Source organism: Shewanella carassii (assembly GCF_002777975.1).
GTDB classification, from domain to species: Bacteria; Pseudomonadota; Gammaproteobacteria; order Enterobacterales; family Shewanellaceae; genus Shewanella; species Shewanella carassii.
In genome coordinates this window covers 25,002-48,432 of the sequence record NZ_NGVS01000013.1, presented here as the reverse complement: position 1 = coordinate 48,432, position 23,431 = coordinate 25,002, and the positions used below count along the sequence as shown (strand labels likewise).

Genomic DNA, 23,431 nt, shown 5'->3' with positions numbered 1-23,431 from the left:
TTTGTTCAAGCGCCATGGCGCTTGCCTATCAAGCACTGACCGGGCTCCAACTGGCCTGCCGATATTGGGACCACATCAACAGAAGCTCTTTGATAAAAACTATGTAGAAATAAGGCATTAATGCCGCTACTACCAGCACATAGCTGACCTTATATCTGAACGGCATCTCTTTCTTTTGGCCATTATCAAAGATAGTCACACCGCTATATAAGAAAAAGCCTATCATGTACAAAGTCACAATCGCGCCCAATCCCGTAAAGACCCAGTAGATGATCTCAGGTCCTCGGATCAATATAAATTCAGTCAGAGTTAACTCATCCATCTTTCCTTCCTTTTGTTGGATAAACACCATGCTGGTTTCTTGGTGGGTACCAATTTATCTCAGGTACAAGGCTGGAAGGCCACTCTGTGATACGGCATCCTTCCGATTTAAGGCCTTTATTGACCATCCTTTGTCATTGGATCTAAGTGATAAAACCAGTAACTCAGACTAACCAATCACAGCCTGAGGCAACATACCTCAAAACAACTATTTCAGCCGCCTTTAGCCAAGCCCATGTTAGTCCCAAAATCAGCCGTCAACGACTGCTCAGATCGAAGCACCGGCTTTTGATATAGAGAACCCCTAAATCCATCGGCAGGCATTTGAGTTCGCAAACAGGCAATTTGTGCCTGGTCTCAGCTGACATAAACTTAAAGGTGTGGTGAAAGGCCAATAATAGGAGATGAACCATGCGTACCCGACAAATTCTCTGTCCGGTCGACTTCTCTGAAGAATCCGAACACGCCCTGGAATATGCCATAGAGTTGGCGGCGCTCTATAAAGTGAAGCTGAGGCTGCTGCATGTGATAAGCAAAGCCTATGGCGAGGATATTACCACTCTGCCCCATCATGAAGAGAACTTCGGCATAGTGGCGGTGACTCAAGAGCAACTAGACAAACATATGAAGGCTTATGCCTCACAGAAAATACATTCAATGTTGCAACAGTTACATCCAGAACAGCAACTCGAGGTAGTAATCCGCCGCGGCAGTGCCACCGGGCAAATCCTCGAAGAAGCCGAAAGCGCCGATGTGGGCATGATAGTCATCGGCTGCCATCGGCGCACGGCGCTGGCCCATTGGTTGCAGCCCAGTGTCGCCGAAGAGGTTATCAACAAGGCTAAATGCCCCGTCATGGTAGTGAAATAACTGAACCGTCAACGGCTCAGAGTTTCACTTCGCTGTAGGTGGTCCAGGCCAGCAGGTTACCCATCTGTGGCACTATCCAGACGGCAGTCTTGTGATCCTGATGGATCCGGTAGTAGTAGATCACCTCATCGCGGATATCGTCTTTGCGGATCTCGCGGTAGAAGTGCATCGCCGAGTCACTGACATTGTTAGGTTTGGTCAGCTCTTTCTGGGTCACTTTGACTTGAAATACGTCGACCTGATTGCCGGAAATCTCGGCACTGTATTGCTGAAAATTGCCTCGCAGTTGATACTTTATCGGGGTGGTGATGCAGTCCTGATCTGTCACACAGGCGGAGGAGTAGAAACGGCCGGAATCTTTACCTTCATACACCAAAGACAGGCTGAGATCGGTGCGCACCAAGAGCTCCCCGGCAACCGGGAAATAGATGTCGGCATGGTAGTTGTGTTCAATGACTTCGGCATCATCAACGGCCGCGGGGATGATAATGCGGTTATAACGGATCCGCCGCTCCATCACTCGGCTGAGAGGTAAAAACTCCTTCATATTCAACCCGGCTGGGTTGGGATCTATGGTGGTGATATTGATAATGCCATCGCCGTCACAACCGGCTTCATCGGCGCTGGGACAAACAGCAAAAGAGTAATTACGCCCATCGGTAGCCGCATAAGCACTGAAATGCTTCAATCCCTGGATCACGTTGCCTTCTGGCGTCAGGTGCTTTTGCCACATAGAGGGATGTAACTTCTCGGCACCATCATGATAAAACAGTTGCGCCGAGGCCAGCGTACCGCCCACATTCAAGGGCAACTGCTTGTCGGCATGCCATTGGCTGACATGTTTGACCATTTCGTGATAATCACTGAAATACCAGAAAAAGCCCACCAGTCCCAACAACAATAAAATCCCCAGGATTTTAATTTTCAGAGACACGCTCACCAAAGCATTACGGATGGCCTCGCCATCGGATATGGCCAGCATATGCACATGAGACTGCTCGGAGATATTCAGCTGGTAGCCGCGGCGGGCAACCGTCTTGAGTTGAATTTCGGGATAGGGTTCCAGCTTTTTCCTGAGAATACTGATGCATTGAGTCAGTGAGGTCAGCGCCACCACTCGCTCCGGCCAGCCAACAGCCAACAATTCATCTTTGCCAAACACATTTCCCGGGGCTGACAACAGGTGTGACAATACCTGAGCCTCAGAAAAAGACAGAACTATTTCTGAACCGTCACGTTGATCCAGTAGGTGTTTGGCCTTGGCATCCAACACCAAATAGGGAGTCAGCTGCTGCATTGTCACTCCAGAAATTCACTCCAAGAAGTTTGATCGGCCCCCCTTGACGGGGACCGAGTATGATTTTGGAGTGTACCCTGATAGTAAGCGGCATAATGTGATAACCATACCATTTAACAATTTGTTTCTATTCGATAAAACCTCTAATAAACTCATACATAATCAAGTAATAAGCTAGAGTTGTCGTTTGTTGAAACAGAAACGACAACCTAGATACAAAAGCAACAGCCAGGCCAACAAAATGCCCAGCAACCAAGGCCATTGTGGTACTCCGGCGGTCGCCATTCCCAGGAAACTTTGATTGAGTAAGCGAAATACCGTTGCCGGGTTCAACAACATCAGCCATTGCAAACTCTCTTGACCCAGACTGTCGACCGCCACCACAGCAATTACCAATAGCGCCAGATCGTAAAGCAATACCAACACCAGCCAGAACAGCATCAAGATTGCCAGCGCCTGAGCCTTCTGTCGGGCCCAGAGGCTGACCCAATATCCCAACAATATAAACACCAAACCGAGTAACCAGGCGCTTGTCACCAGAATAGTCAGAGTGGCCGGTAACTCCAGCGTTCGGTAGGCAGGTTCCAATATGGCCAGCAGACACAAAGGCAGACCAAAGCCTATCAGCAGCGCCACCAGCAAGGCTCCCCCCTGCCCCAGCAGCTTACCCGTGAGCCATTGCCCACGAAGCATGGGATAGGTCAACATCAACAGTAAGGTCCCGGCTTCATCCTCACCGACAAAAGCATCGTAACTCAACAGCAAGGCCAACAGGGGCATCAAAAAAACCGTCAGGGTCAACAGGGAATTCACCAGTTGCGGCAATGGCTGCCAACGAAACTCGCCCCCAATTGCGCCGCTGCCGAAAATAACCGCTGTCGCCAACAAGGCAAACAAACAACAAGCCGTCAGCAACCAGCGACTGCGTACGCAGTCTTTAAACTCCTTGACGGTAACGACCCAAACAGGATTATTGGACTGCACTTGCAAGGGTTCTCCTTGAGTCACAAGCTCCATCACGCGGCCTCCCCGAGTTTGTTGCGCGAACCAGTCGAAACCGGCTGCCCGAGATCCGATGCCATAAAATGATGAAACAACTCTCCAAGAGACGCCTTGTGCAGTTGGAAATCAAAACAATGGTACTTTTGGGTTAAAATAGCCACGACCTCGGCCACGTCAGCGCTGTCAATCCGCAACTTCCCTTGCGTAAATACTGGACCCAACACGGGATCGCGACTGAGATCCAACCCAGATGGTAACCACACCTCCTGTGGTAAGCTCGACTGACGACGCAAGCCTGCTAAATCCCCCAGAGCCTGAATACGCCCTTTGGACAGGAGTAATGCCAGATCCAGATGCGGCTCGACCAAAGCCAACTCGTGAGTACACACCACTATGGCGCAGCCTTGCTGCTTCAGCGCCGCCAATTGAGCATACATCAGTGCCGAGGCCGAAGGGTCCAGACCCACAGTCGGTTCATCGAGCAACAACAATCCGGGGCGGCTGAGTAGCGCCTGCGCCAACCCAAGCCGCTGTCTTTGCCCCTTGGAGCAATGCCTCAGTTTACGCTGGGCGATATCTTCCAGCTCAAATTCGGCCATTAATGCCCTGACTCTGGGCTGAGCAACCCCCTTCAACTTGGCAAAGTAACTCAATAGTTCGCCCAGGGGCATGTTGTCGTAGAAGCTGACGTTCTCGGGTAGATATCCCACTTGCATGCGGCTTTCACCGGCCGCCTTGCCCAAAATAGTCAGCTCGCCAGCGGCCGGCGGTAACAGTCCCAGCAAGAGCTTGATCAGAGTCGACTTGCCCGCACCGTTGTGCCCGGCCAGGGCCAACATTTTTCCCTGCGGCAGTTGAAAGGTGATATTTTCGAGTACCTGTCTATCCTCGCGGATAAAAGCCAATTGCTGACAATCAATGCTGAGCATAGTATGTCTCCTCTAGCAGATGGCGCGAGCCCACCGCCCCGGTTGTCACGGTAGAGATCAGCGGTGGTTGCAACAAAGGGAAACTGTCGCGAATGCCAATATCTTCCCCCAACGACAACTGGCGCTGTAACCAACGCAATAAGAGCACCACAGGGCTGTCCATCAATAATCTGGCCTCTGGATAGAGCCAAAACAAACGATCCAACGCATCATTGGGCTGATAAGGGCTATCGCCAAGACCATTGGCATCCAAGTCCCAACCTTGATAGCTGCTCCAATAATTACCTTGACCTTGATAACTCCACTCCTGTGCCTTATCGCCGACATAACGCACCTGAGTAAGATTGTTTTCTATGCTGTTACGCCACAGGCTGTTGCCCTCTCCCCCCAGAGCGACACTGATGCCGGTATCACTGTCGCTGAAGCGGTTATGGCTGATACGATTGTCGGCAGCACCGTATATAAATAGCCCCTTACCTTCACTGGCTATGGCGGGATCCCCTTTGGGATTGTGAATAGTTGCCACCAGATTGTGGTGCACTTCGCTGTTGTTGGTCACATTGAGCAAGATGCCGAAATCGACCGCATTAGTAACCTTATTGTGTTCCAGGGTGATCGCCTTGGAGCTCATCAGCGCATATCCTCCCAATAGATTCCAGGCGTTATTGTTCCAAGCACAATCTTGGCGGGTATACATATAATGAATGCCATATTGCTGGCGACTGAACTCGTTGTGGCTGGCGCGACTGACATCAACATTTTCCAGATAAATGCCATCACGAACCGAATGAATGCTGTTGTAGTGCAGCTCGGGGGCTTCTACATATTCCAGAAAAATCCCATCGCCCCGATCGAGAAAGTAACGCTTGTCATCGCCGAGGATCTTGCAGTGTTCAATTCTGGGCCGTTTTAATTTTTCGCCATGAATACCAAATCCAGGCCCTTGTAGTTCCAACCTCAAGAGCTGGACATCATCGGCACCCGGCAGCAGACGCACCCCAGAATCATGTTCATAAAGATCGGCGCCCCAATTACGGATCTCAAGCCCTTCGAGACGCACCCCAGCGGCGGCGATAGTCACGGCACTGCCCTTACCGCCGCCATCAATCACAGTACCCGGGCGACCAAGTACAGTAATGGTTTTACTGATGACCAAAGGCCCCTGATATTCGCCGGCTGCCAGAGTCAACACCTCACCTTCATTCAGCGCATCTATGCGTGCCTGCAATGGATTTTGGCTGCCAAAGCAGCCAAATGAGAGCAGTAGAAGGAGCAGTAAAAACCTCAACATAGCCCTTAGTGACTTCCTTCAAGTAACTCCAGGGTAATATCCTTGTAGGTCAACACCCGGCCTCCCCAAGACTCGGCAAAGGCTTCTGCCGCCTCTTTGGTTGAGAAGGGGGCAACAGCGGGTCCCATCACTCCCTTCTTGCTAGTGCCATAGACATACCAAGCCTTGGTAGCATCGATAAAGGCACTGTCATCGGGATGCTCCCAGTCGGTTGTGCCCATGTCATGGACAAACATCGCCTTGATCCGGCGCTGATTTTCCGGTTGCAGCGCAAAACTGAACATGTCACGGCTGGAGCAGAACTTGGGCACGGCATTACTGTCTTTGAGCATCAATTGCCCTTTGGGTCCAGGGTATTTGGTGATCACCATGCCACACATATGGCATTTGTCATGCTGCTGAAGGTGTTGCGCTCGAATGGGCTGATCATCACTCTGGGCCGGACTACAAGCGGGCAAACCCAGCATTAAAAGTGGAATAGCGATGGCAAGTAGTGTCTTTTTCATCTTTATCTCCAGTTATTAGAATCAACACCTCGCCGGGGCCTTGCAGGGACAACCCATTGGCGAGGGTTGAAAAAAATCATTCGAGTCGGCTACGGGCGTTGGCAATAGCATATTGCAACGCCTGACGATCCAACTGCTCATTGTCGCTATCGAGCAACAGCTGCCAGTGGCCTATGGCCTCGGCATATCTTTGGTTAAGAAAAGCATCGTTGGCCAACAGCAACCGGGTGCCGGGGTCGGCACTATCCAGCGCCAAAGCTTGCTCGACCCATTCCTGGGATTCCGGCAGCCACTGACGCTGATCTCGGTAATAGGCAGCTTCGGCCAACTGTCCCAACAAGGCGGCGCTCTTGCCCTGAAGTTGCAACTGCTGCTTCAGGGTGGCCACCGCATCCAGATACATGCCGCCGCGCACATAGGCCTGCGCCAGCTGTTGCATCAGGCTGGTGTCTTGTGGCGCCTCGGCACTAGCGCGCCGAAGCCGGACAATTTCGGCAGCCAACAGATAATCTATGCTGTCATCGGCCTCGGCCAACTGCCAATCGTTATAACGGCCGGTATAGGAGTAAGTCCCGAGACTCAGGCCTATGATCAGCAGCGGCAACAGACTCCAGTGCCACAGAGCCGGCACGACTCTATCACCCCGGCTGGTTTGCCACTGGTAGAGGGCAAACAGCGTCATAAACGCCAGACTCAGCAGGGCAAGTCCCAACCAGAGCGGGTTAGCCATAGCGCCTCCTGTCAACCGTGACCAGGCATAGGATGCTTGTTGTCTTTACCCGGCTGTTCAACCTTGACCAGTTCAACTTCAAAGATCAAAGTGGCCTGAGGCGGGATAATTCCCGGGGCTTCCTCGCCATAGGCGAGCTTGGAGGGGATAACAAAACGGAACTTGGAGCCTTCAGGCATCAGTCTAAGCCCCTCTTCCCAGCCGGGGATCACTGTCATCAAGGCAAAACGGCTGGCAGCCTTGTTGGCGCTGCTATCTTCAAACACAGTGCCATCAATCAACTTACCGACATAGTTGACGGTCACCACATCTTCGGGATTGGGCTTCTTACCCTTGCCCATGCTCAGCACTTCATACTGCAGGCCACTGTCGGTCACTTTAACGCCGGACTTTTTCTTGTTTTCGGCCAGGAAGGTTTCACCGGCCTTGAGGTTGTCCTCAGCCAACTTATTGAAACGGGCCTCTCTTTCTTCATTGAGTACGATGGCGCGTTGATTCAGTAGATCCAGGATCTGCTCATCTGTCAGCTGCTGCTTATCTTTCAAGGCATCGGTAAAGCCGGTGATCAGCAGCTCCATATTGACTTCGGCCCCCAGCTCCAGCTGTTGATAAACCTGGCCCGAAATATAGTTACCCACGGACGCACCGAGGGCATAGGAAGTCTTGTCTGTTTCTGTTTTCAAGTCGGCCGCCAACGCGGGCAGACTCAGACAGAGAGAGAGAGAAATAGTAGCGGCAAGTTTTTGTAATTTCATGTTTTTATCCTGCAATATAAAAAATTCAATGCCCAGTAAATCAGTTATTAAGGACGCTCTATCGGCCGTCCGGAAATACGCCAGCCATAGATACCATCCGGCATCTGCCTGACGTCGGTATAACCCAGTTTCATCACCTCTCTGGCGGCCACATTACTGGAGGTACATAGACGGTTGGCACAGTAAAACACCATGGTGGTGTCCTTGTTTTCCGGCAGCAATGTCTTCCAGTTATTGACGTTGAAGTAAATGGCACCGGGAATGAAGCCATCGCCCCATATTTCCAGGGTGTTGACGTCGTAGAAAATCACCCCTGGCTGATTGAGTAACATCTCGGCTTCGCGCATGGAGATCTGGTTGAGGATCTCTTCATGGTAGGGGGCCGGTACTAAATCTCCACCACCACCGGCCTGTACTGCAGGTGCGGCAAACAGGAACGCCAATGGCAACAGCAGTGACGATTTCAGTGACTGTTTCAATGAGAATCGGAGTTGCATCTTTATTCTCCCTAAGAATGGCTCCAGGCAGATGCCCGGAGCCACGATTACCCGTTACAGCGAAGCTGTCTTGGTGCCCTTGCCATCGGCAATGGCTTCAGCTTGAGTCACGTAAGTAGTTGCTGCATCCATACGCTTACGGGCATAACGAGGAGCGTGAACACCCCATGAGCCGTCTTTACGTACGAATTCAACAATTTCACGAGCCTTGTCGGTCAGCAGCAGAACTTGTGTCTTGTCTTCGATAGACAGCTTGTTCTTGGCAACTTTGCGATCGATTCGCTTGAGCGCATCTTCCACCTTGGCCAGGCTGTCTTTGACAGGAGTCTGCCACTTCATGACCTTACCGTAGATCTCTTTCTGATCCTTGAAGTGCAGGCCCTTGCTCAGCTCAGACTGGAACTGGCTGTGACAACCCTTACGCTCAACCACGTCGTGGTCAGAGATAGAGGTACGAGCACAGGTCCACATCAGGTCGAGATAGCCGTGACCATTCTCATCCTGAGCCACAGTCCAGCCTTTGGTGGTGGACTTACGAGGTTGACCTTCAGGAGGATTCAGCGTCTTGCGATCTGGGCTGACATCGATCTTCCACAGGTGAGACTTACGCACTGCGTCGAAGCCGGCCATATCTGGGTACTGAATCGCGGTGAAGTTTTCACAGCTACCCATGTTAGGCATGTGACAGCTGGTACAGCTGTTCTTGGCGTGAGTGCTGGTGTTGGCAGCCATTTCGGCCTGAACCTGGTGACAGTCAACACAGTCTTTCTTGATTGCAGGCTTGGTGTAACCGGATTTCCAGTCGTTACCTGTTACTTCGTGTGGATCGTGACAGGTAGAACAACGCATGCCCTTGTCATAGTGAGAAGACATGAACATCTGTGAACCTTCGGTACCACAAGATGGGCAAGAAGACTTCATCTTAACGTTGAAGGCATATTCCAGCTTTTCCTTGCCTTGCTCGGTTTCGGCCAGTTCGTCAACATAGTTGAACCGCTGGTGACAACGTTCACAGTTGGAAGGCATGCCGCCGCCGTTACCGCCATCCAGGTGACCACCGGCGCCGTGACACTCTTCACAAGCGATACCGCGGCTGATGGTGTGCTCTTGCAGTTTCTTGGGATCGCCAAGGGCATCCAGGTATTCCTGCTTGTTCTTAAAGTCAAACTTGAAGCTATGACACACTTCGCAGTAGGAGCTGGCAGGCTGGAACAAGAACTCTTTCTTGTACTTGGCACCGTAGGAAGTCATACCCCACTGGTGAGAACCACTGGCACCGAAGTCTTCCATCTTGGTTGGGAAGTCAGGAATAACCTTCTGGATCTTCTTGGCCATTTCCGGAGTCAACCATTCTGCCCAACCACGGGAGAACTGGTTACCACCGGCAACCATGGTACCTGTACCATCTTTCAGCAGACCGCCTTCAATATGGTAGGAACCACGCACCAGATAGCTGTCGATAAAGCCGTACTTGGTACGAGGAGTACCTACAGTGGCGTAGATCGCATCTGGCGTCACACCGTCCGGCAATATAGAAGCGTCAGAACCATACAACTTTTTCTTCAGATCGTTGTCCACTTCCGGGTGTTCACCTGGGAAACGTATGGTCTTGGCGTGACGAGAACGCTGCCACTTCTCATACTGTACCGCGTGACACTCACCGCACTTCTCAGGACCAACAAACTTGTTGGGGAAGTCGAGGATTGACTTGGCAGCCAAACGATATTGCACCGCTGAAGGGCGGCCAACACGTTTGCTGTACTTCTGGCCGTTACCTTGGTCCATGTACTCTTCACCGCGGTCACTGACCTTGTACATACCAATGAGGCGGCCTTCTTCCTGATACTTGAACACAGGGTGATTCTGGAACAAGTAATCAAACAGCTCTTTTTCCTGAACGATATAGTCTTGCAGCGTCTTCACGCCATTGACTTTTTCCATACCGTTGGGATTGGCGATCACCTTCTGTGCCGACTCTCCCATCTGCTTATTGCCGTGACCTGGTTTATCTGCCGCGAGCGCAGTAGCGCCGCTGACGGCAGAAAAGCAAAACAACACACTGAGTGCTGTCTTTTGTTGCCATCGTCTCATCATACTACTCCTGAATATGTCGTTGGTTATTTCACAAACGAACTTGTTATTGCCGGCTTGACCGGTCGCGACTCATTCTTCATATGTGCGGCAGCAAAAACCTGCGCTAGAGCACAGCCCACCCCCGCTTGAGAAATCAAGAAAGCAACACCTTATATTTATCTTTTAAAACAATGACTTTAATATTTGAAGATAAGATTATTCAGTTCTTTTTTTGAGCGTTTTATTTCTCAAAAAAGCTCAATCTTGATGCTGAAAATTAAAAAATGTCGCACAACCAAACTGGCGGCAATAAAGGCGCGACAGATCACAGAGCCAAAGCATTAATCCTCCTAGTCTCTGGCCATCTATTTCCGGGAATTTCCCACATAACAAGAGAGCAGCCATGTTTACCATCACCATGTTGCCCGAACTGGGGCACTTTCTGCTGATCCTAGGCGGCGGCTGCGCCTTGTTCAGTGCCTTATTGGCATTACTCAAATATCGCTGGCCACAATTAGACTGGCCATTGCAACCTTTGCTGCTGGGGCAATTCCTCGGGCTGAGCGGGGCTATCGTCATACTGGCGCTGGCATTTGTTCTCAACGACTTTTCGGTGGCTTATGTCGCCAACAATTCCAACTCGGCTCTGCCGCTGTTCTACAAGCTGGCGGCGGTATGGGGTAGTCATGAAGGGTCTTTGCTGTTTTGGATGACAGTAATGGCTCTCTGGGCCTACTGTGGACTACCGAGACGTTCGCAGGATAAGGGGTATCTGTTGATGCTGCATGGCAGCTGCTCGGCGATTCTCTGCGGCTTTATCTTCTTTATGTTGCTGTATGCCAATCCCTTTGCCCGCCTACTGCCGGAAGTGCCCATAGAAGGGCGCGATCTCAGCCCCATGCTGCAGGACATAGGCCTTATCCTGCATCCCCCCTTACTGTTTCTCGGCTATGCCGGCCTTGGGATCTGTTTTTGTATCGCGCTGGCGCTACTCGTCAGTGATAAACTAACGGCCCCCCGTCTCGATAGACTCAAGCGTCATATGTTGCTCACTTGGGTGTTTCTTACCGCGGGCAATGCCTTGGGGTCCTGGTGGGCCTATAACGAACTGGGCTGGGGCGGTTGGTGGTTCTGGGATCCGGTGGAAAATGCCGCCTTTATCCCCTGGTTGGTCACCACTGCGGCACTGCACTGTCTGTTACTCAAAAACCATAATCCTTTGGCACAGCTGTCAGCCCTGGCGCTGGTACTGCTGGGTTTCAGCCTGTGCCTGCTGGGCACCTTTATTGTGCGCTCCGGCATTATTCAGTCGGTGCATGCCTTTGCCGCCGATCCGGAGCGAGGAGTCATCATACTCCTGTTACTGCTACTTTATGGTGGCGCCGGATTCACCCTGTTTGGTCTCAGGTGTCGTCACTACTGGCGAGCGGGCAAGTTGGCGCCGCTGAGCCCTGACGGCCAATTATTGCTCGGTAGTCTGATCCTGCTAGCCATGGCTCTGACCACTCTGTTGGGTACCCTGTATCCACTCTTTTATCAAGCCATTGGACTGGGAAGCTTGTCGGTCGGCGCTCCCTACTTCAATAGCCTGTTTGTGCCCATGTTGGCGCTGGCGCTCCTGCCAATGGCACTCAGCACCTTGCCAAAGGTTAATTATAAGTATCTGTTTATGTTAGCCTTTGCCACATTAGCACTGACGGCTGTTGTATTGTATTTCCGGGGTTCTTTGGATCCTTGGTTGCTAGCGGGGGGCAGCATGACGCTGTTCTTGACCTTGATACTGTTGCTTTACCTGCTGCCATTACCCTCAAAGAATTCCAAGCCATTGAATATTCCCATGCTATTGGCGCACTTTGGACTCCTCATCAGCATCATCGGCGCAACCGGGGTCAGTTGTTTCGAGCAGCATTCACTGCTGCGAATGGGACCGGGCAAGGGCAGTATTCTGGGCGACTATACCTTTATCTATGAGCAGACCCGCCTGATTGACAAACCAGCCTATCGCGGCGAACAGGCGGTAATACGGGTAGAGCGAGATGAGCAACTGCTTACTTACCTCTACCCGGAGCGGCAGGAATTCAACACCAATGGCATGTCACTGTCCCAGGCCGCCATCCATAGAGGTGCTTTTGGTGATCTCTATGTCTCCATGGGCACTCAGCTGAGTGATGAAGAATTTTTGGTGCGCCTCAGCATCAAACCATTGGTGAGTTGGATCTGGCTCGGCGGCGCCTTGATGGCTATCGGCGGTTTAACCGCTCTCAGACGCAGATACCAACAACAGCCTCAGGCCGCTTTCCTTAACGCTTCAGGGAGACTCCAACATGATTAGGCTAATGCTACTTGGATTATGGCTCAGCTTTACTTGCGTCGAAGCCCAGGCGACCGATATGGATATCGCCCACCTCAGCATAGATATTTCCAAGGAATTACGCTGCCCTATGGCCACCAACCAAAACCTGTTTGAGTCGGAAACCGCCATTGCCAGCGAGCTCAAGGCGCAGATCTATCTGATGTTGCAACAGGGCAAGAGCCGGGAGCAGATCCTCGACTTTATGGTGGAACGCTATGGCGAACAGATCCGTTACCAACCCAGTCTGAATGCCGGCACGGCATTGTTGTGGTTGGGGCCTATCGTCTTGCTATTAGTGCTTCCCGGCGTACTGCTGTTTTTCGGCCGCAATAACACTCAATCCACCCATGATCAGGAGGACCCATCTTGAGATCTTACTTGCTTCTTTGTCTTGCCCTGTTGTTACCCCTGCCACTGTCGGCTCAAGGGGGGATCATGCAACAAAAGGCCTACCATACCGGTGAGCCTGTACCGAACAAGCCTATGTTTATGCGTGGGTTTGTTGAAATGCAATATGCCAGAAAGGTAGCGGACGTCACCTTTGCCGATCTGCAGGGTAACCCCAAGACCCTGGATGAATACAAGGGCCGTGTAGTACTGCTGAATCTTTGGGCCAGTTGGTGTCCACCCTGTATCAGAGAGATGCCAACCCTGGCCAAGCTGCGCAACAAATTGCAAGGCAGTAACATTCAGATTGTGCCGCTATCTATAGATGAAGATCCGGCGGCGGTGGCTCCCTTTCTGGCCAAGCATGAGCTTAAGTTGGATAACACTTGGATAGACAGCAAGAAAGAGATAGAGAAGATCATGCCGGCCAACGTGGTGCCTGCAACCTATGTATTTGACCCTAATGGCAACTTAGTCGGCTTTATCCGGGGCTATCTGGACTGGGATGACCCGGGTATTGATGACTATCTGTTACGTTTTGCCGCCAAGTATCAGGCAATCGCCGAAGGTAAAACGTCACAGTAACAGTGCAACCGTCCCGGGGCATCTCCCCAAGTCACTCCGGGCAACTCTTTGGCAAAGAACAATGTGACTTCTCCGCCCACACTTTTTGCCCGCTTTCCCGTCACGCACGCCTCTTTTTGTCGGGAAAGCTTTTTCTTTTTCAGCTTAGCCAAAATCCAGACTCGATAACTTTCAGCGCTCACCTGATAATCCGTCTCTCGCGCTTGCGAACACGCCCTTAGCCACAACTCACTTGGGTCACAAACCCATTGGATTATCGGCTCATCACGCCTCAGTTGCGCGCGCCAAATCAGCCTCAAAACCAGCTACGCTTACATCCTGCGGCTTGCCACTGATGGGATCGATAAAGCGCAAGCGACAAGCCATCAGCTTGAGGGGCTTATTGAAATTGTCTTCGCTCCTGGGCTGCAACTCAGGGTAAAACCTGTCGTTCAGCAGTGGCATTCCGAGGCTCTGCATATGTAGCCTGAGTTGGTGAGTCTTGCCGGTAATTGGACTTAGACTGAACAGCCCCATATCGCCATTAACGGCGATGAGACTGATTTCCGAGTGACTGTTGGCCTCACCCTCTGCCAAGCGCATGATAAAACTGGGCTCGCCCTTGATGAGGCGATTTTTCACTGTCCAGTGCAGCGGCAGGCTAAGTTCACCAGTTGCCAATCCCGCCTGAAGCTCAGGTGTCAGCCGCGCCAGCGCCTGGTAGTCCTTGCGTATCAGGCCTTCACGGAACAGCGCATGGTAGGCATGCCGGGTTTCGGGGTCAGTGGACATCAGCATGACGCCAGCCGTTTCTCTGTCCAGCCTGTGTGCCGGCGCTATGGTTTCTATTCCGGTGCGGCGCCTTAACCTGTGCACCAGGCACTCGTTGACATAGTTGCCGCTGGGAGTCACAGGCAAAAAGTGCGGTTTGAACACCAGAATGCTGTGCTCGTCCTGAAACAGGATCCGCTCTTCAAAAGGGATCCGGGTTTCTTTGGGGACTTCACGGTAATAGTAGACCCTGGCGGTAGGCCGATAAGGGGTATCGGCCTGGATAGGCTCGCCATTTTGCCAGTGTACCTTGCCGGTTGCGACCCGCTCACGCCAGACATCGGCATCGATGCGGCTGAAATGGTCGATAAGAAAGGCCAATACAGTGGCTTTGTCGGTCACATCCCTTGGCAAGACTACATAGGAGGGCTGTGCGGCTCTGTCTGTTTGGCTCATAACTCTTCCGGCAAAATAAAAAATGGCGACTCAGGGCCGCCATTCTACTCTATCTGCCTTAAATTATTCGAGGCAGGTACCCTCAAAGCTGTTGCTGAACATGGGACTTAATCAACTTGAGCACAAAGTCCATGGTCTTGTGGCAATCAGGTTGATTCAACAACAGCTGTTTGTCCTTGTTGTATAAGGGCAAAACCTCCAGCCAACGCTGGCTCACCCAGGCGGCATCATCCAGATGCACTTCTGATGAGTAGAGCCCGCGCAAGTCCGGGTTGACCTCATAAAACTGCTCCAGTGCCGCGCTGATAAGAGTGAACTCGCCCCGAATAGGCTCCTCGGCCCAGTTGGGACAATCCATTACCTTTGCCAGCCAACGGCCATCTTTTTCCTGTTTGGCGGACAGGACTTTGACCCTTTGCTTGCCTTCCAGGGTGATACTCAGCGAGTCATCTTCCAGCTGATTGAAGTCGATGAGCTCGCAGCGAGTGGCAATGGGAAAACTGGGCGGCATGGCAACGCTGTTACGCATTCCGAAAGCCAGCGGATATTTCCCCTTCAGGACATCGGCCACCATGCTCAGGGTAATGGGGTCAAGGATCCTGATCTCAAGCCGTCCACCTGGCAACAACAAGGCATCATAGGTCAGTAACGCCATTTCCTGTGTATGCATAGCAACCTCCTTCCCCTCGGGGAGTGAGCAACCGAAAGCGAACCTGAGGTTCAACATTCGTTTTAAAGTCTAGCAGTTGCTGAAATTTCATCCATTGGCAATTTAGGCTAGTCCTTAGGTCTGCTAATGAATTAGACAGGCATTGAGTGAGTTTTGTTGCAAGCGTATTTATAGAAGCTCCAGTCTTTGGGCTATTTTGCCGCCGAGAAATACCTCGGCAAATTCATCAGCCAATCTGTTACTGAGATCGGCGGCGCGGCGCCAATATTGAATTCGACTGGCGCTATCCAAGGTTTCAAAGTCCTTGCGATCTGGAATTTTGCCATAGGGTAACGAAGCGACAAACTCCTCTGTGGGTGCCAACACCAAAGCATTATGATAACGGCGCTTGGCCCGACGCCATGGCAAGGATTTATCGAACCATCCCGGCGCCATATGGGGATAAAAATGCGGATACAGGGTCAACCCCGGCGCCCGTGACAGCGGCAGGTCGAAGTGGTAATCAGTGATGCCGCCATCATAGAAGTGCCCGTTGGTCACACCGCTGATTTCGGTTACCGGTGACAGCAGCAGTGGAATAGAACCTGTGGCCAGCAACACGGCTTCTATATTGTCACTGCTGAGCAAGGCGCTATTTCCGGGGAGATCTTTAAGCTGAGCGAAGGGAGAACCCTCTATGGCAGAGGCAAATACCAGACGCTCAAAGTGCCACCCCAAGGTGCGGCGACTGACAAGGTTGGTCATCGCGGCAGCGCCCAGGCCTGCCGCCAGCGCCAACTTGCTGTCGGCCCGGTTCAAGTGACGGGCGCGGCATACCACTATATGGCTGCGAATATGCGGCTGTTTGAGGATCTCTTCGGCGCCGCCTGTGCCTAAAATCCCGCTGACTATACCGCGAACCTGGCGGCTGACCTCTTCCCGACTCGGACGGGTTTCATAGCGCTGGCCTATGTAGAGTTGTTCCAGCCTTTGATAAGCCGCCAGCGGATCTGCCTGAGCCAGACAGGCCAAACGCCAGGCGCCGGATGAAGCACCAAGAGTGTAAAGCGGAGTCTGCCTCTGTTTGAAAAACTCACCAAACAGGTATTTGTCGAGCCCGGCAATCCCCAGCCATTTGGGACCACCGGACGCCGCCAATAGTTGAGTAAAAGACTCAGGCTTTAATCCCTGTTCCATCAATGTCTGATGGGCGTCTGTACCGGCAAGAAATCGCAAGTTAGCCAAAAAGTCACTCCCTGAGCCGCAAAAGTCACAGGCAAGATACCGCAGCCTTGCGCCGTCTGCCAAGCCCGGCCCGAGCCCCAAAGGTTTTATCCCCTTGCTCGGCCGCCCTTCCCACGCTCCACGAGCCAAGCAAGCGCATTTCGACGCACAAAAAAACGACAGCCAGGCTCTTTTCTGGTAACCATGCAGGTAAATAACTAGGCAAAAGCCAGATAAAAAACGGGCTTGATTCGATAAACAATGACAGCTCAATAAAATATTAAACAACAAAAACAAATAAACATAAATAACAATTACTTATGAAAAGCAAAACCTAAAAAACACCAAGACAAAAAGAATCAGAAAGCACCAAGTTCAGGAAAAAAATTTCTCGAAAAAACCAAATGTTTCTAGAACGCTGCGCTCTGAGTTATCACTTTTACGTCTAAATGCATCAATTGTAACAATGCTAATATCCGCGCAATAAAAATGCAGTTTTGAATCATTCAAGAGGTCGTATGCGCTTAGCTCTTATTTCACTGGCAGTAGCGAGTCAACTGACTGTTCCTGCCGTCTTTGCTGCCGAAGAGCAGCCCAGTATCGAAACCATCTCCGTCATAGGTTCACGTATCGCCCTGCGAACCGCCACCGACAGCGTGGCACCGGTCGATATCATTACGGCCGAACAACTGGAAGCTACAGGCATGACGGAAACCGCCAAGGCGCTGCAGTTTGCCGCACCTAGCTACAGCTTCCCCTTCTCCTCGGTCACCGATGGCTCAGATGCGGTGCGTCCCGCCAGTCTGCGCGGCCTGTCACCGGACCATACCCTGGTGCTGGTTAACGGCAAACGCCGTCATGGCTCGGCACTGGTCCATCTCTCTGGAACCGTGGGCAAGGGCTCGTCCAACGTCGACTTGAACGCCATCCCTATGACGGCCATCAAACGCATCGAAATTCTCCGTGATGGCGCTTCGGCCCAATATGGCTCTGACGCCATCGCCGGGGTGATCAACGTAGTACTCAAAGACAACAGTGAAGGTGGCATGGTATCGGCCCAAGCCGGTCAAACCTATCAGGGTGATGGCGAGCAATGGCGTGTCGGCCTCAACCACGGCCTCGGCATAGGTGACACTGGCTTTGTGAATCTGTCGCTGGAAGCGCATCACAAGAACAGCACCAATCGCGCCGGATTGGATCCGCGTCAGCAATATCCATTGCTGGCCGATGGCAGCCCGGATCCCCGCGAAGAAACCGTTAACCGCAAGAATCACCATGTGGGTGACGCCGAATATGACAACCTGGGGTTGTTTCTCAATGCCGCTCAGGAGTTTGCCAATGACAGCAAACTGTACGCCTTCGGTGGCTTAAGCCAGCGCGAGACCCGCTCCGGCGCCTTCTTCCGCCGTCCACTGGATAGCCGCAATGTTGCCGAAATCTATCCCGATGGTTTCCTGCCGCAGATAACCCCCAAGATCACAGATCAGTCGCTGCTGCTGGGTTATAAATTTAACCTGGGCGAGTGGCAGTTGGATGCCTCGGCCGGATACGGCAAGAACCGCTTTAAGTACCGGGTCGAGAACACACTCAACGCCTCTTTGGGCCCCGGCAGCCAAACCGAATTCAACGCAGGTACCCTGTCCACCGAAGAGTGGAACCTGACTCTGGATGCCTCACGTTACTTCGACTTTTACAATGACTCAGAGCTCCTGGTCGCTATGGGCACAGCCTGGCGCCAGAACGCTTATCAGGTGGAAGCCGGAGAGCAAGCCTCTTATATCAATGGCGGTTATCAGAACAAGGCCGGCGGCAGCCAAGGCTTTGGCGGCTTTACCCCAGAATCGGCGGTAGATGAGGATAGAGACAACATAGGTGTCTATCTCGAGGTGGAAAACCAACTGACCGACGACTTCTACTGGGCCGCCGCGGTGCGCTATGAAGACTATTCCGACTTTGGTGACAACACCAGTTGGAAGCTGGCGGCCAGATACGATCTGACCGACAACCTGGCACTCAGAGCCACTGCCAACACCGGCTTTCGCGCACCCAGCGTGCAGCAGTTGTACTTCACCAATATCTCGACCCTGTTCAACCCGGATCCCGTGACAGGCCAGCTGGTACCGACCGAGTCGGGCACCTTCAACAACCTGTCTTCCGTAACCCAGGCGCTGCAGGTAGGCAAGCTGCAACCCGAGTTGTCAGAGTCCTTCAGCCTAGGATTGGTATACACCAATGATTCCGGTCTGGCGGTGACTCTGGATGCCTATCAGATCAGCATAGATGACAGAATCGTGCTCTCCAGCTCACTGACACCTGCCGACTCCCAGGTGGTGGCAGATGCACTGGCCGGTACCAACGCCGAGTCGGCACGCTTCTTTATCAATGCCGTCGATAGCCGCACCCGAGGTGTGGATCTGGTGGTGACCCAGGACTTTGATCTCGGCAGCTATGGCGATCTGCGCGCCAGCCTAGCCTATGCCTACAACGACACGGAAATCCGCGATATCCATCTGCCAAACCTTCTGGATGGCCTGGAAGATCAGCTGTTTGACCGTATAGAGCAGACCCGGATGACCAAGGCCAATCCGAAGAACACAGGTAACCTGGGGCTGACCCACAGCCTGGGCGACTTCAAGACCAACCTGCGCCTGAGTTACTTTGGCCCCTACACCATAGGTTACTCACGTGAAGACGTGGAGTACGACGGTAAGTTCACCGTGGATCTGTCGCTGACCTATGCGGCCACAGATAACCTGAGCTTCACCGCCGGGGTGCAGAACCTGTTCGATACCTATCCGGAAAAACGCCCGGACGACAACAACTTCAACGGGATCTTCGTCTATCCCTTGACCAACACACCTTTTGGTTTCAACGGCGGTTACTACTTCCTCGAAGCCAGATACAGCTACTGATTTACCGGGAAACATATTTGCAGGGAAACATATTTGCAGGAAAACATGGGGGCCGGCGATATCGCTGGCCTTTGTGCTTTTTGGCGCTGATGCCCCCTGATATCGGCCGCTTGGCAACTCAAGCGCCTGTATGCGCCTGCTGCTTCTCAAAGAGATCAAACTTCCAGCAGGAATGCTATTATACTGAGCCAACCCCTTTCCCCAGAAGATACAAAATGATAGTGGATACTCTGGCCAACCGTGGCCATTACCGAGTGCTGGGCCCACGTATTCAGGCTGCCCTGGATTATCTGGCCGCAACAGACTTCAGCCAACTGGCCCCCGGCAGCTATGAACTGGATGGTAAAAAGCTGTTTGCCATAATCAACGATTACCACACCAAGCCCAGAGAAACCGAGCCATTCGAGGTACATAGACGCTATCTGGACGTGCAGTATGTGGTCAGTGGTGAAGAGGAGTTTGGCTACCTGCCGCTGGGAGCCCAAACGCCCAGTCGCCCCTATCATGAGGCGCACGACTATGCCGAGTTTGATTATCAATCCAATAGCGAAGCTGCGGCATTTATCCCTTTGAAGGCCGGCATGTTTGCCATCTTCTTCCCCGGAGACATGCATATGCCGGGCACGCTGGCCAAGGCCGTTGCTGTCCGCAAGGTAGTCGTAAAAGTACTGTTGGATTAAAAGAGCACTTGCAGTAAAACGCCCGCGATTGCGGGCGTTTTTGGGTCAGTGGTTTACTTATCGTCTTGGGTTGTGGGCTTGCAAAGCATCTCCTCGGCGCCATAGCCCCAGGTCACCCTGGCCTCGCCCTGATGCTCCCAGAAGCTGTAGTCACCGCCCTGATACTTGGCGCCGCTACCGCTTGGCACACTGAACATCAAAATGCTTCTGTCACCGCGCTCGGCAATCATGGTTGCCGGCTCTGTCTCGAAGAAAGTAGTCACCAACTCATTGGCCGGGTTGCCGTCACAGGCAAAGAATACCGGGCCGGTAGACTGCACCAAATGATAACGGGACTGCAACTCCACTATCCGCCTTTGATATGAGTCCTTGGTACATTGCAGCTTGTCTTCACTCTTCCAACATTCGTTGCGGCCCTTGATCCAGCCGCGCTGCTCGGCCTTGAGCAAGGGTGGCTGTTCATTGACCGCCTTGTCACTGGCCTTGGCATAAACCTCGGCCAGCTGCTGATCCAGCTTGGCAAGCTCGGGTTCCTGACAAATAAGCATCTCTATACTGGAAGCCCGCTCGCCCAAGGCGTTGCAATCAAATGTCGGCAGTTCCCGCTCTGTTGCCTGGGGCGAGGTTGAGCCATCACCTGTAGCCAATGCGGCGGCAACATCCTGGCTGTTATCCAGTGCCTGCTGCCCGCAGCCACTGAGCGTCGCCGCGGCGACCAACACCAGTAAAAGCCCTGTCTGTGAAACTGTCCCCAAACTCATTTTTGCTCCTTAATCTTCTCGCTAGATCTACTCGCGGCTGCCAAAGCCTTTGCGCAAACTAATCCTAGTCTAAAACCCGTTGCCTGTCCGCTGACTGAATTAAATGTCAGATCAATGAGTTGGCTACTAAGCCTTATCGACAAAATCCTGCAATGCCTGCAGGTTGGCAATTTTCAGCAAGGCGCCCTGTTTTATGACCAGGCCCTTGTCGATAAGCTCTTTTACCGCCCTGCGATAGACCCGGCCAGAGGTGCCGAATCGCTCCGCTTCCTGATCCGGGCTGCCACAGGAACCCAGCATCACCTCTTCGTGTTGACGCCTGAGCAGATCGAAAGCGATGTTATAGCTGATAGGGTGCAAGAGCCTATTGGTGTAAATGTCCAGCGAGTCCTGATAATCCCAGGCCAGGGCGCTGGCAAAAAAGAGGGTAAATTCGGGTTGTTGCAGCAGCATCTGCCTGACTTTCTTCAGGCATAACTGGCGGATTTCCATCGGCTCTTCGGCCACCACACTCCACTGACAACTGGTGGCAGTAAAGAACTCCATCTCACCGAAAAGGTGCCAGTCGCAATCCAACTCCCCCAATTGAAACCTGCGGCCATTGACGGCGCAGATATTCATCGACACCCGGCCTTCGGGCACCAGGCACATATGGGTCAACTCCCGCCCCTGAGACAAGAGATCTTCACCGGCCTGCAGCAATTGGCTCTGGCCGCAGCACTCGAGCATGGCGTCGCAAAACGCCTGGTGAGACTGCTTTAGATGCGCACTGAAACGCCCGGTGCTGTATGGTTGCAGCTGCATAACAACAAGATCCCGTAAAGATGATGGCTCATGCTAGCCCATCAGCCTTACGGGCACAAACTTCAACAGCAGAGCGCCTGCAGCGCCGCCAAAGACGCCAGCTTTTCCCCCTGCATCATGGCGCTATCGGCGTCGACATACTGGTTGATGCCCTGTTGCACATCTTCACCATACAAGACCACATTATTGAGCACCGCAGCCACTTCCAGGCCTCTCAGGCGGCCAAGCGTCAGCAGCGCGGCTGTTTCCATGTCGGCCCCCAAGACTCCGAGTCGATGCCAATGACGGCAAATCTCCAGCTCATCATCCCGGTAAAAACTGTCGTGTGAGCGCACTATGCCAGCGTGGAAGCGGCAATCGCGGCGCTGCAAATAGGCCGCCATGGCATTGATAAGCTGCCGACTCGCCAGCGCCGGGTAACCGGGCGGCGCATAACAGCCGGAGCCACCGTCATCGCGCACTGCGGCCTCGGCCAGAATCAACTCGCCCAAGGCTATCTGCGGCTGCAGCGCGCCGGCGGAGCCGACCCTAATGACACGGCGGGCGCCACACTGATACAACTCTTCCAGGGCGATAATCGCCGATGGTGCGCCTATCCCTGTACTGCAAACAGTGACAGCGACGCCTTGGTAAAATCCACCCATGCTGCGAAACTCGCGGTTCTCTGCCAGCAACCGGCCATCGTCCAACAGCGCGGCAATCCGATTGACCCTTTGTGGCTCACCGCAAAGGAGCACCCGCTCACTCACCTGCGATGGAGACAGACAGATATGCGGCTGTTTATCGGCACTCATCAGCAAGCCTCCGCCGGACGACTGCCATTGTCTTTGGCGGTACGCATCCACTGACGGGTACCGTTGGCGGCAATAAACAGCAGAATGATGTATTCAATCGACAGGGCATAAACCCCCTGGGCGGCATAAATGCCGACACTGACCACATTGATAAGTACCCAGAGGATCCAGTTCTCGACATATTTTCGGGTCATCAGAATTTGCGCCACCACAGACAGCACTGTCATCACTGAATCCCAGAAGGGGAAGGCATCCGGCTCCAGCACTGGCTGGGCCAGCCCGGCACCAAACAGGTTGAGCGTATCGACACTGACCTGGGCAAAGAGAGCAAATACCGGATCGATATAGACAGTCATCAGGCCGATGCCCAGCACTGAGACCGCCGCGGTAAAGGCCAGTTTTTGCTTCGACAGCCAACGCACCTTGAGGGTGTCGCCGGTTTGCTGATCCGGCCGGGTCCAGGCATACCAGCCATAGAGGTTGGCGCAGAAGAAAAACAGCTGCAGCAGCAAGATGCCGTAGAGCTGTATTTGATAAAAAATAATCGCAAACAGAGTGACATTAACCACCCCAAACAGATAGTTAATCGTTTTTTCCTGGCTGGCAAACCAGATACAGAGCAAACCAAATACTGTGCCCACGGCTTCAATCCATGACATGGCATAGCCACTGCCAATGGGAATGTTCACCAGGGTATTGTTGATATCAAACCAAGCGGCAATATCCATCATCTATTCCTTGCATTATTGTGTTTTGCGCCCATGTAAGCAGATGGCAAAGCTCAAGTTAAGGACATTTGTCCCTC

At 52.7% G+C, this 23,431-nt stretch carries 23 protein-coding genes; 6 read left to right on the top strand and 17 right to left on the bottom strand.

What is annotated here, in order from left to right:
- Positions 1-28: 28 nt before the first annotated feature.
- Positions 29-322: a hypothetical protein gene (locus CBE72_RS07670; RefSeq protein WP_157929049.1), complete on the bottom strand. Its 294-nt coding sequence runs from the start codon at positions 320-322 to the stop codon at positions 29-31.
- A 410-nt stretch (positions 323-732) separates the two neighbouring features.
- On the opposite strand from CBE72_RS07670, the gene CBE72_RS07665 reads away from it, so the two are divergent.
- Entirely contained in the window at positions 733-1,191 is a 459-nt protein-coding gene (locus tag CBE72_RS07665; RefSeq protein WP_100143037.1) for a universal stress protein, read from the top strand.
- A gap of 16 nt (positions 1,192-1,207) precedes the next feature.
- On the opposite strand, the gene CBE72_RS07660 is transcribed toward CBE72_RS07665, so the two are convergent.
- From CBE72_RS07660 to CBE72_RS07620, 9 genes are all read right to left on the bottom strand, one after another.
- Positions 1,208-2,488 carry a winged helix-turn-helix domain-containing protein gene (locus CBE72_RS07660; protein ID WP_100143036.1) on the bottom strand — a complete coding sequence of 427 codons (1,281 nt, stop codon included), beginning with the start codon at positions 2,486-2,488 and terminating at the stop codon, positions 1,208-1,210.
- A 174-nt stretch (positions 2,489-2,662) separates the two neighbouring features.
- Positions 2,663-3,505, bottom strand: coding sequence for an ABC transporter permease (locus CBE72_RS07655; protein WP_100143035.1), 843 nt, complete (start codon positions 3,503-3,505; stop codon positions 2,663-2,665).
- Entirely contained in the window at positions 3,505-4,419 is a 915-nt protein-coding gene (locus CBE72_RS07650; RefSeq protein WP_100143034.1) for an ATP-binding cassette domain-containing protein, read from the bottom strand. The genes CBE72_RS07655 and CBE72_RS07650 overlap by 1 nt, the downstream gene beginning before the upstream one ends.
- On the bottom strand, positions 4,406-5,710 hold the full coding sequence (nosD, locus tag CBE72_RS07645; protein ID WP_100143033.1) for a nitrous oxide reductase family maturation protein NosD: 1,305 nt from the start codon (positions 5,708-5,710) through the stop codon (positions 4,406-4,408). The genes CBE72_RS07650 and nosD overlap by 14 nt, the downstream gene beginning before the upstream one ends.
- Before the next feature lie 5 nt (positions 5,711-5,715).
- Positions 5,716-6,216 carry a nitrous oxide reductase accessory protein NosL gene (locus CBE72_RS07640; RefSeq protein WP_100143032.1) on the bottom strand — a complete coding sequence of 167 codons (501 nt, stop codon included), beginning with the start codon at positions 6,214-6,216 and terminating at the stop codon, positions 5,716-5,718.
- Between the two features lie 76 nt (positions 6,217-6,292).
- On the bottom strand, positions 6,293-6,946 hold the full coding sequence (locus tag CBE72_RS07635) for a nitrite reductase (RefSeq protein ID WP_100143031.1): 654 nt from the start codon (positions 6,944-6,946) through the stop codon (positions 6,293-6,295).
- Between the two features lie 11 nt (positions 6,947-6,957).
- The gene (locus tag CBE72_RS07630) at positions 6,958-7,701 is read right to left on the bottom strand and encodes an FKBP-type peptidyl-prolyl cis-trans isomerase (RefSeq protein WP_100143030.1); all 744 of its coding nucleotides are present in this window, start codon (positions 7,699-7,701) and stop codon (positions 6,958-6,960) included.
- A gap of 47 nt (positions 7,702-7,748) precedes the next feature.
- Positions 7,749-8,198, bottom strand: a complete 450-nt coding sequence (locus CBE72_RS07625; protein ID WP_100143029.1) for a rhodanese-like domain-containing protein — start codon at positions 8,196-8,198, stop codon at positions 7,749-7,751.
- A gap of 54 nt (positions 8,199-8,252) precedes the next feature.
- Entirely contained in the window at positions 8,253-10,289 is a 2,037-nt protein-coding gene (locus tag CBE72_RS07620; RefSeq protein ID WP_100143028.1) for a multiheme c-type cytochrome, read from the bottom strand.
- Positions 10,290-10,674: 385 nt separating this feature from the next.
- On the opposite strand from CBE72_RS07620, the gene CBE72_RS07615 reads away from it, so the two are divergent.
- From CBE72_RS07615 to CBE72_RS07605, 3 genes are read left to right on the top strand one after another with little or no spacing between them, the layout of a single operon-like run.
- The gene (locus CBE72_RS07615; RefSeq protein ID WP_100143027.1) at positions 10,675-12,603 is read left to right on the top strand and encodes a heme lyase CcmF/NrfE family subunit; all 1,929 of its coding nucleotides are present in this window, start codon (positions 10,675-10,677) and stop codon (positions 12,601-12,603) included.
- Entirely contained in the window at positions 12,596-12,994 is a 399-nt protein-coding gene (locus CBE72_RS07610; protein WP_100143026.1) for a cytochrome c-type biogenesis protein, read from the top strand. Before CBE72_RS07615 ends, CBE72_RS07610 begins: the two co-directional genes overlap by 8 nt.
- Positions 12,991-13,596 carry a TlpA family protein disulfide reductase gene (locus CBE72_RS07605; RefSeq protein ID WP_229671847.1) on the top strand — a complete coding sequence of 202 codons (606 nt, stop codon included), beginning with the start codon at positions 12,991-12,993 and terminating at the stop codon, positions 13,594-13,596. The genes CBE72_RS07610 and CBE72_RS07605 overlap by 4 nt, the downstream gene beginning before the upstream one ends.
- 264 nt (positions 13,597-13,860) lie before the next feature.
- Here CBE72_RS07605 and CBE72_RS07600 read toward each other — a convergent pair whose 3' ends face one another.
- The 3 genes from CBE72_RS07600 to CBE72_RS07590 all read right to left on the bottom strand — a co-directional run bounded on the left by CBE72_RS07600 (position 13,861) and on the right by CBE72_RS07590 (position 16,696).
- Positions 13,861-14,802: a pseudouridine synthase gene (locus CBE72_RS07600; protein ID WP_100143024.1), complete on the bottom strand. Its 942-nt coding sequence runs from the start codon at positions 14,800-14,802 to the stop codon at positions 13,861-13,863.
- 82 nt (positions 14,803-14,884) lie between these two features.
- The gene (locus CBE72_RS07595) at positions 14,885-15,472 is read right to left on the bottom strand and encodes an LON peptidase substrate-binding domain-containing protein (RefSeq protein WP_100143023.1); all 588 of its coding nucleotides are present in this window, start codon (positions 15,470-15,472) and stop codon (positions 14,885-14,887) included.
- A gap of 168 nt (positions 15,473-15,640) precedes the next feature.
- Positions 15,641-16,696, bottom strand: coding sequence for an alpha/beta hydrolase (locus tag CBE72_RS07590; RefSeq protein WP_100143171.1), 1,056 nt, complete (start codon positions 16,694-16,696; stop codon positions 15,641-15,643).
- A 497-nt stretch (positions 16,697-17,193) separates the two neighbouring features.
- Between CBE72_RS07590 and CBE72_RS07585 the strand changes: the two genes are divergently transcribed.
- Both CBE72_RS07585 and CBE72_RS07580 read left to right on the top strand, forming a co-directional pair.
- The gene (locus CBE72_RS07585) at positions 17,194-19,587 is read left to right on the top strand and encodes a TonB-dependent receptor plug domain-containing protein (RefSeq protein WP_100143022.1); all 2,394 of its coding nucleotides are present in this window, start codon (positions 17,194-17,196) and stop codon (positions 19,585-19,587) included.
- Between the two features lie 215 nt (positions 19,588-19,802).
- Positions 19,803-20,267 carry a NanQ anomerase/TabA/YiaL family protein gene (locus tag CBE72_RS07580; protein WP_100143021.1) on the top strand — a complete coding sequence of 155 codons (465 nt, stop codon included), beginning with the start codon at positions 19,803-19,805 and terminating at the stop codon, positions 20,265-20,267.
- Between the two features lie 53 nt (positions 20,268-20,320).
- Here the strand turns inward: CBE72_RS07580 and CBE72_RS07575 are convergent, their stop codons facing one another.
- From CBE72_RS07575 to pnuC, 4 genes are all read right to left on the bottom strand, one after another.
- Positions 20,321-21,028, bottom strand: coding sequence for an MliC family protein (locus CBE72_RS07575; protein ID WP_100143020.1), 708 nt, complete (start codon positions 21,026-21,028; stop codon positions 20,321-20,323).
- A 126-nt stretch (positions 21,029-21,154) separates the two neighbouring features.
- Positions 21,155-21,832: a Crp/Fnr family transcriptional regulator gene (locus tag CBE72_RS07570; protein ID WP_025009282.1), complete on the bottom strand. Its 678-nt coding sequence runs from the start codon at positions 21,830-21,832 to the stop codon at positions 21,155-21,157.
- A gap of 62 nt (positions 21,833-21,894) precedes the next feature.
- Positions 21,895-22,626: a nucleoside phosphorylase gene (locus CBE72_RS07565; RefSeq protein WP_100143019.1), complete on the bottom strand. Its 732-nt coding sequence runs from the start codon at positions 22,624-22,626 to the stop codon at positions 21,895-21,897.
- Complete coding sequence (pnuC, locus tag CBE72_RS07560) at positions 22,626-23,357, bottom strand: nicotinamide riboside transporter PnuC (protein ID WP_276308000.1); 732 nt, start codon at positions 23,355-23,357, stop codon at positions 22,626-22,628. Before pnuC ends, CBE72_RS07565 begins: the two co-directional genes overlap by 1 nt.
- Positions 23,358-23,431: the final 74 nt, after the last annotated feature.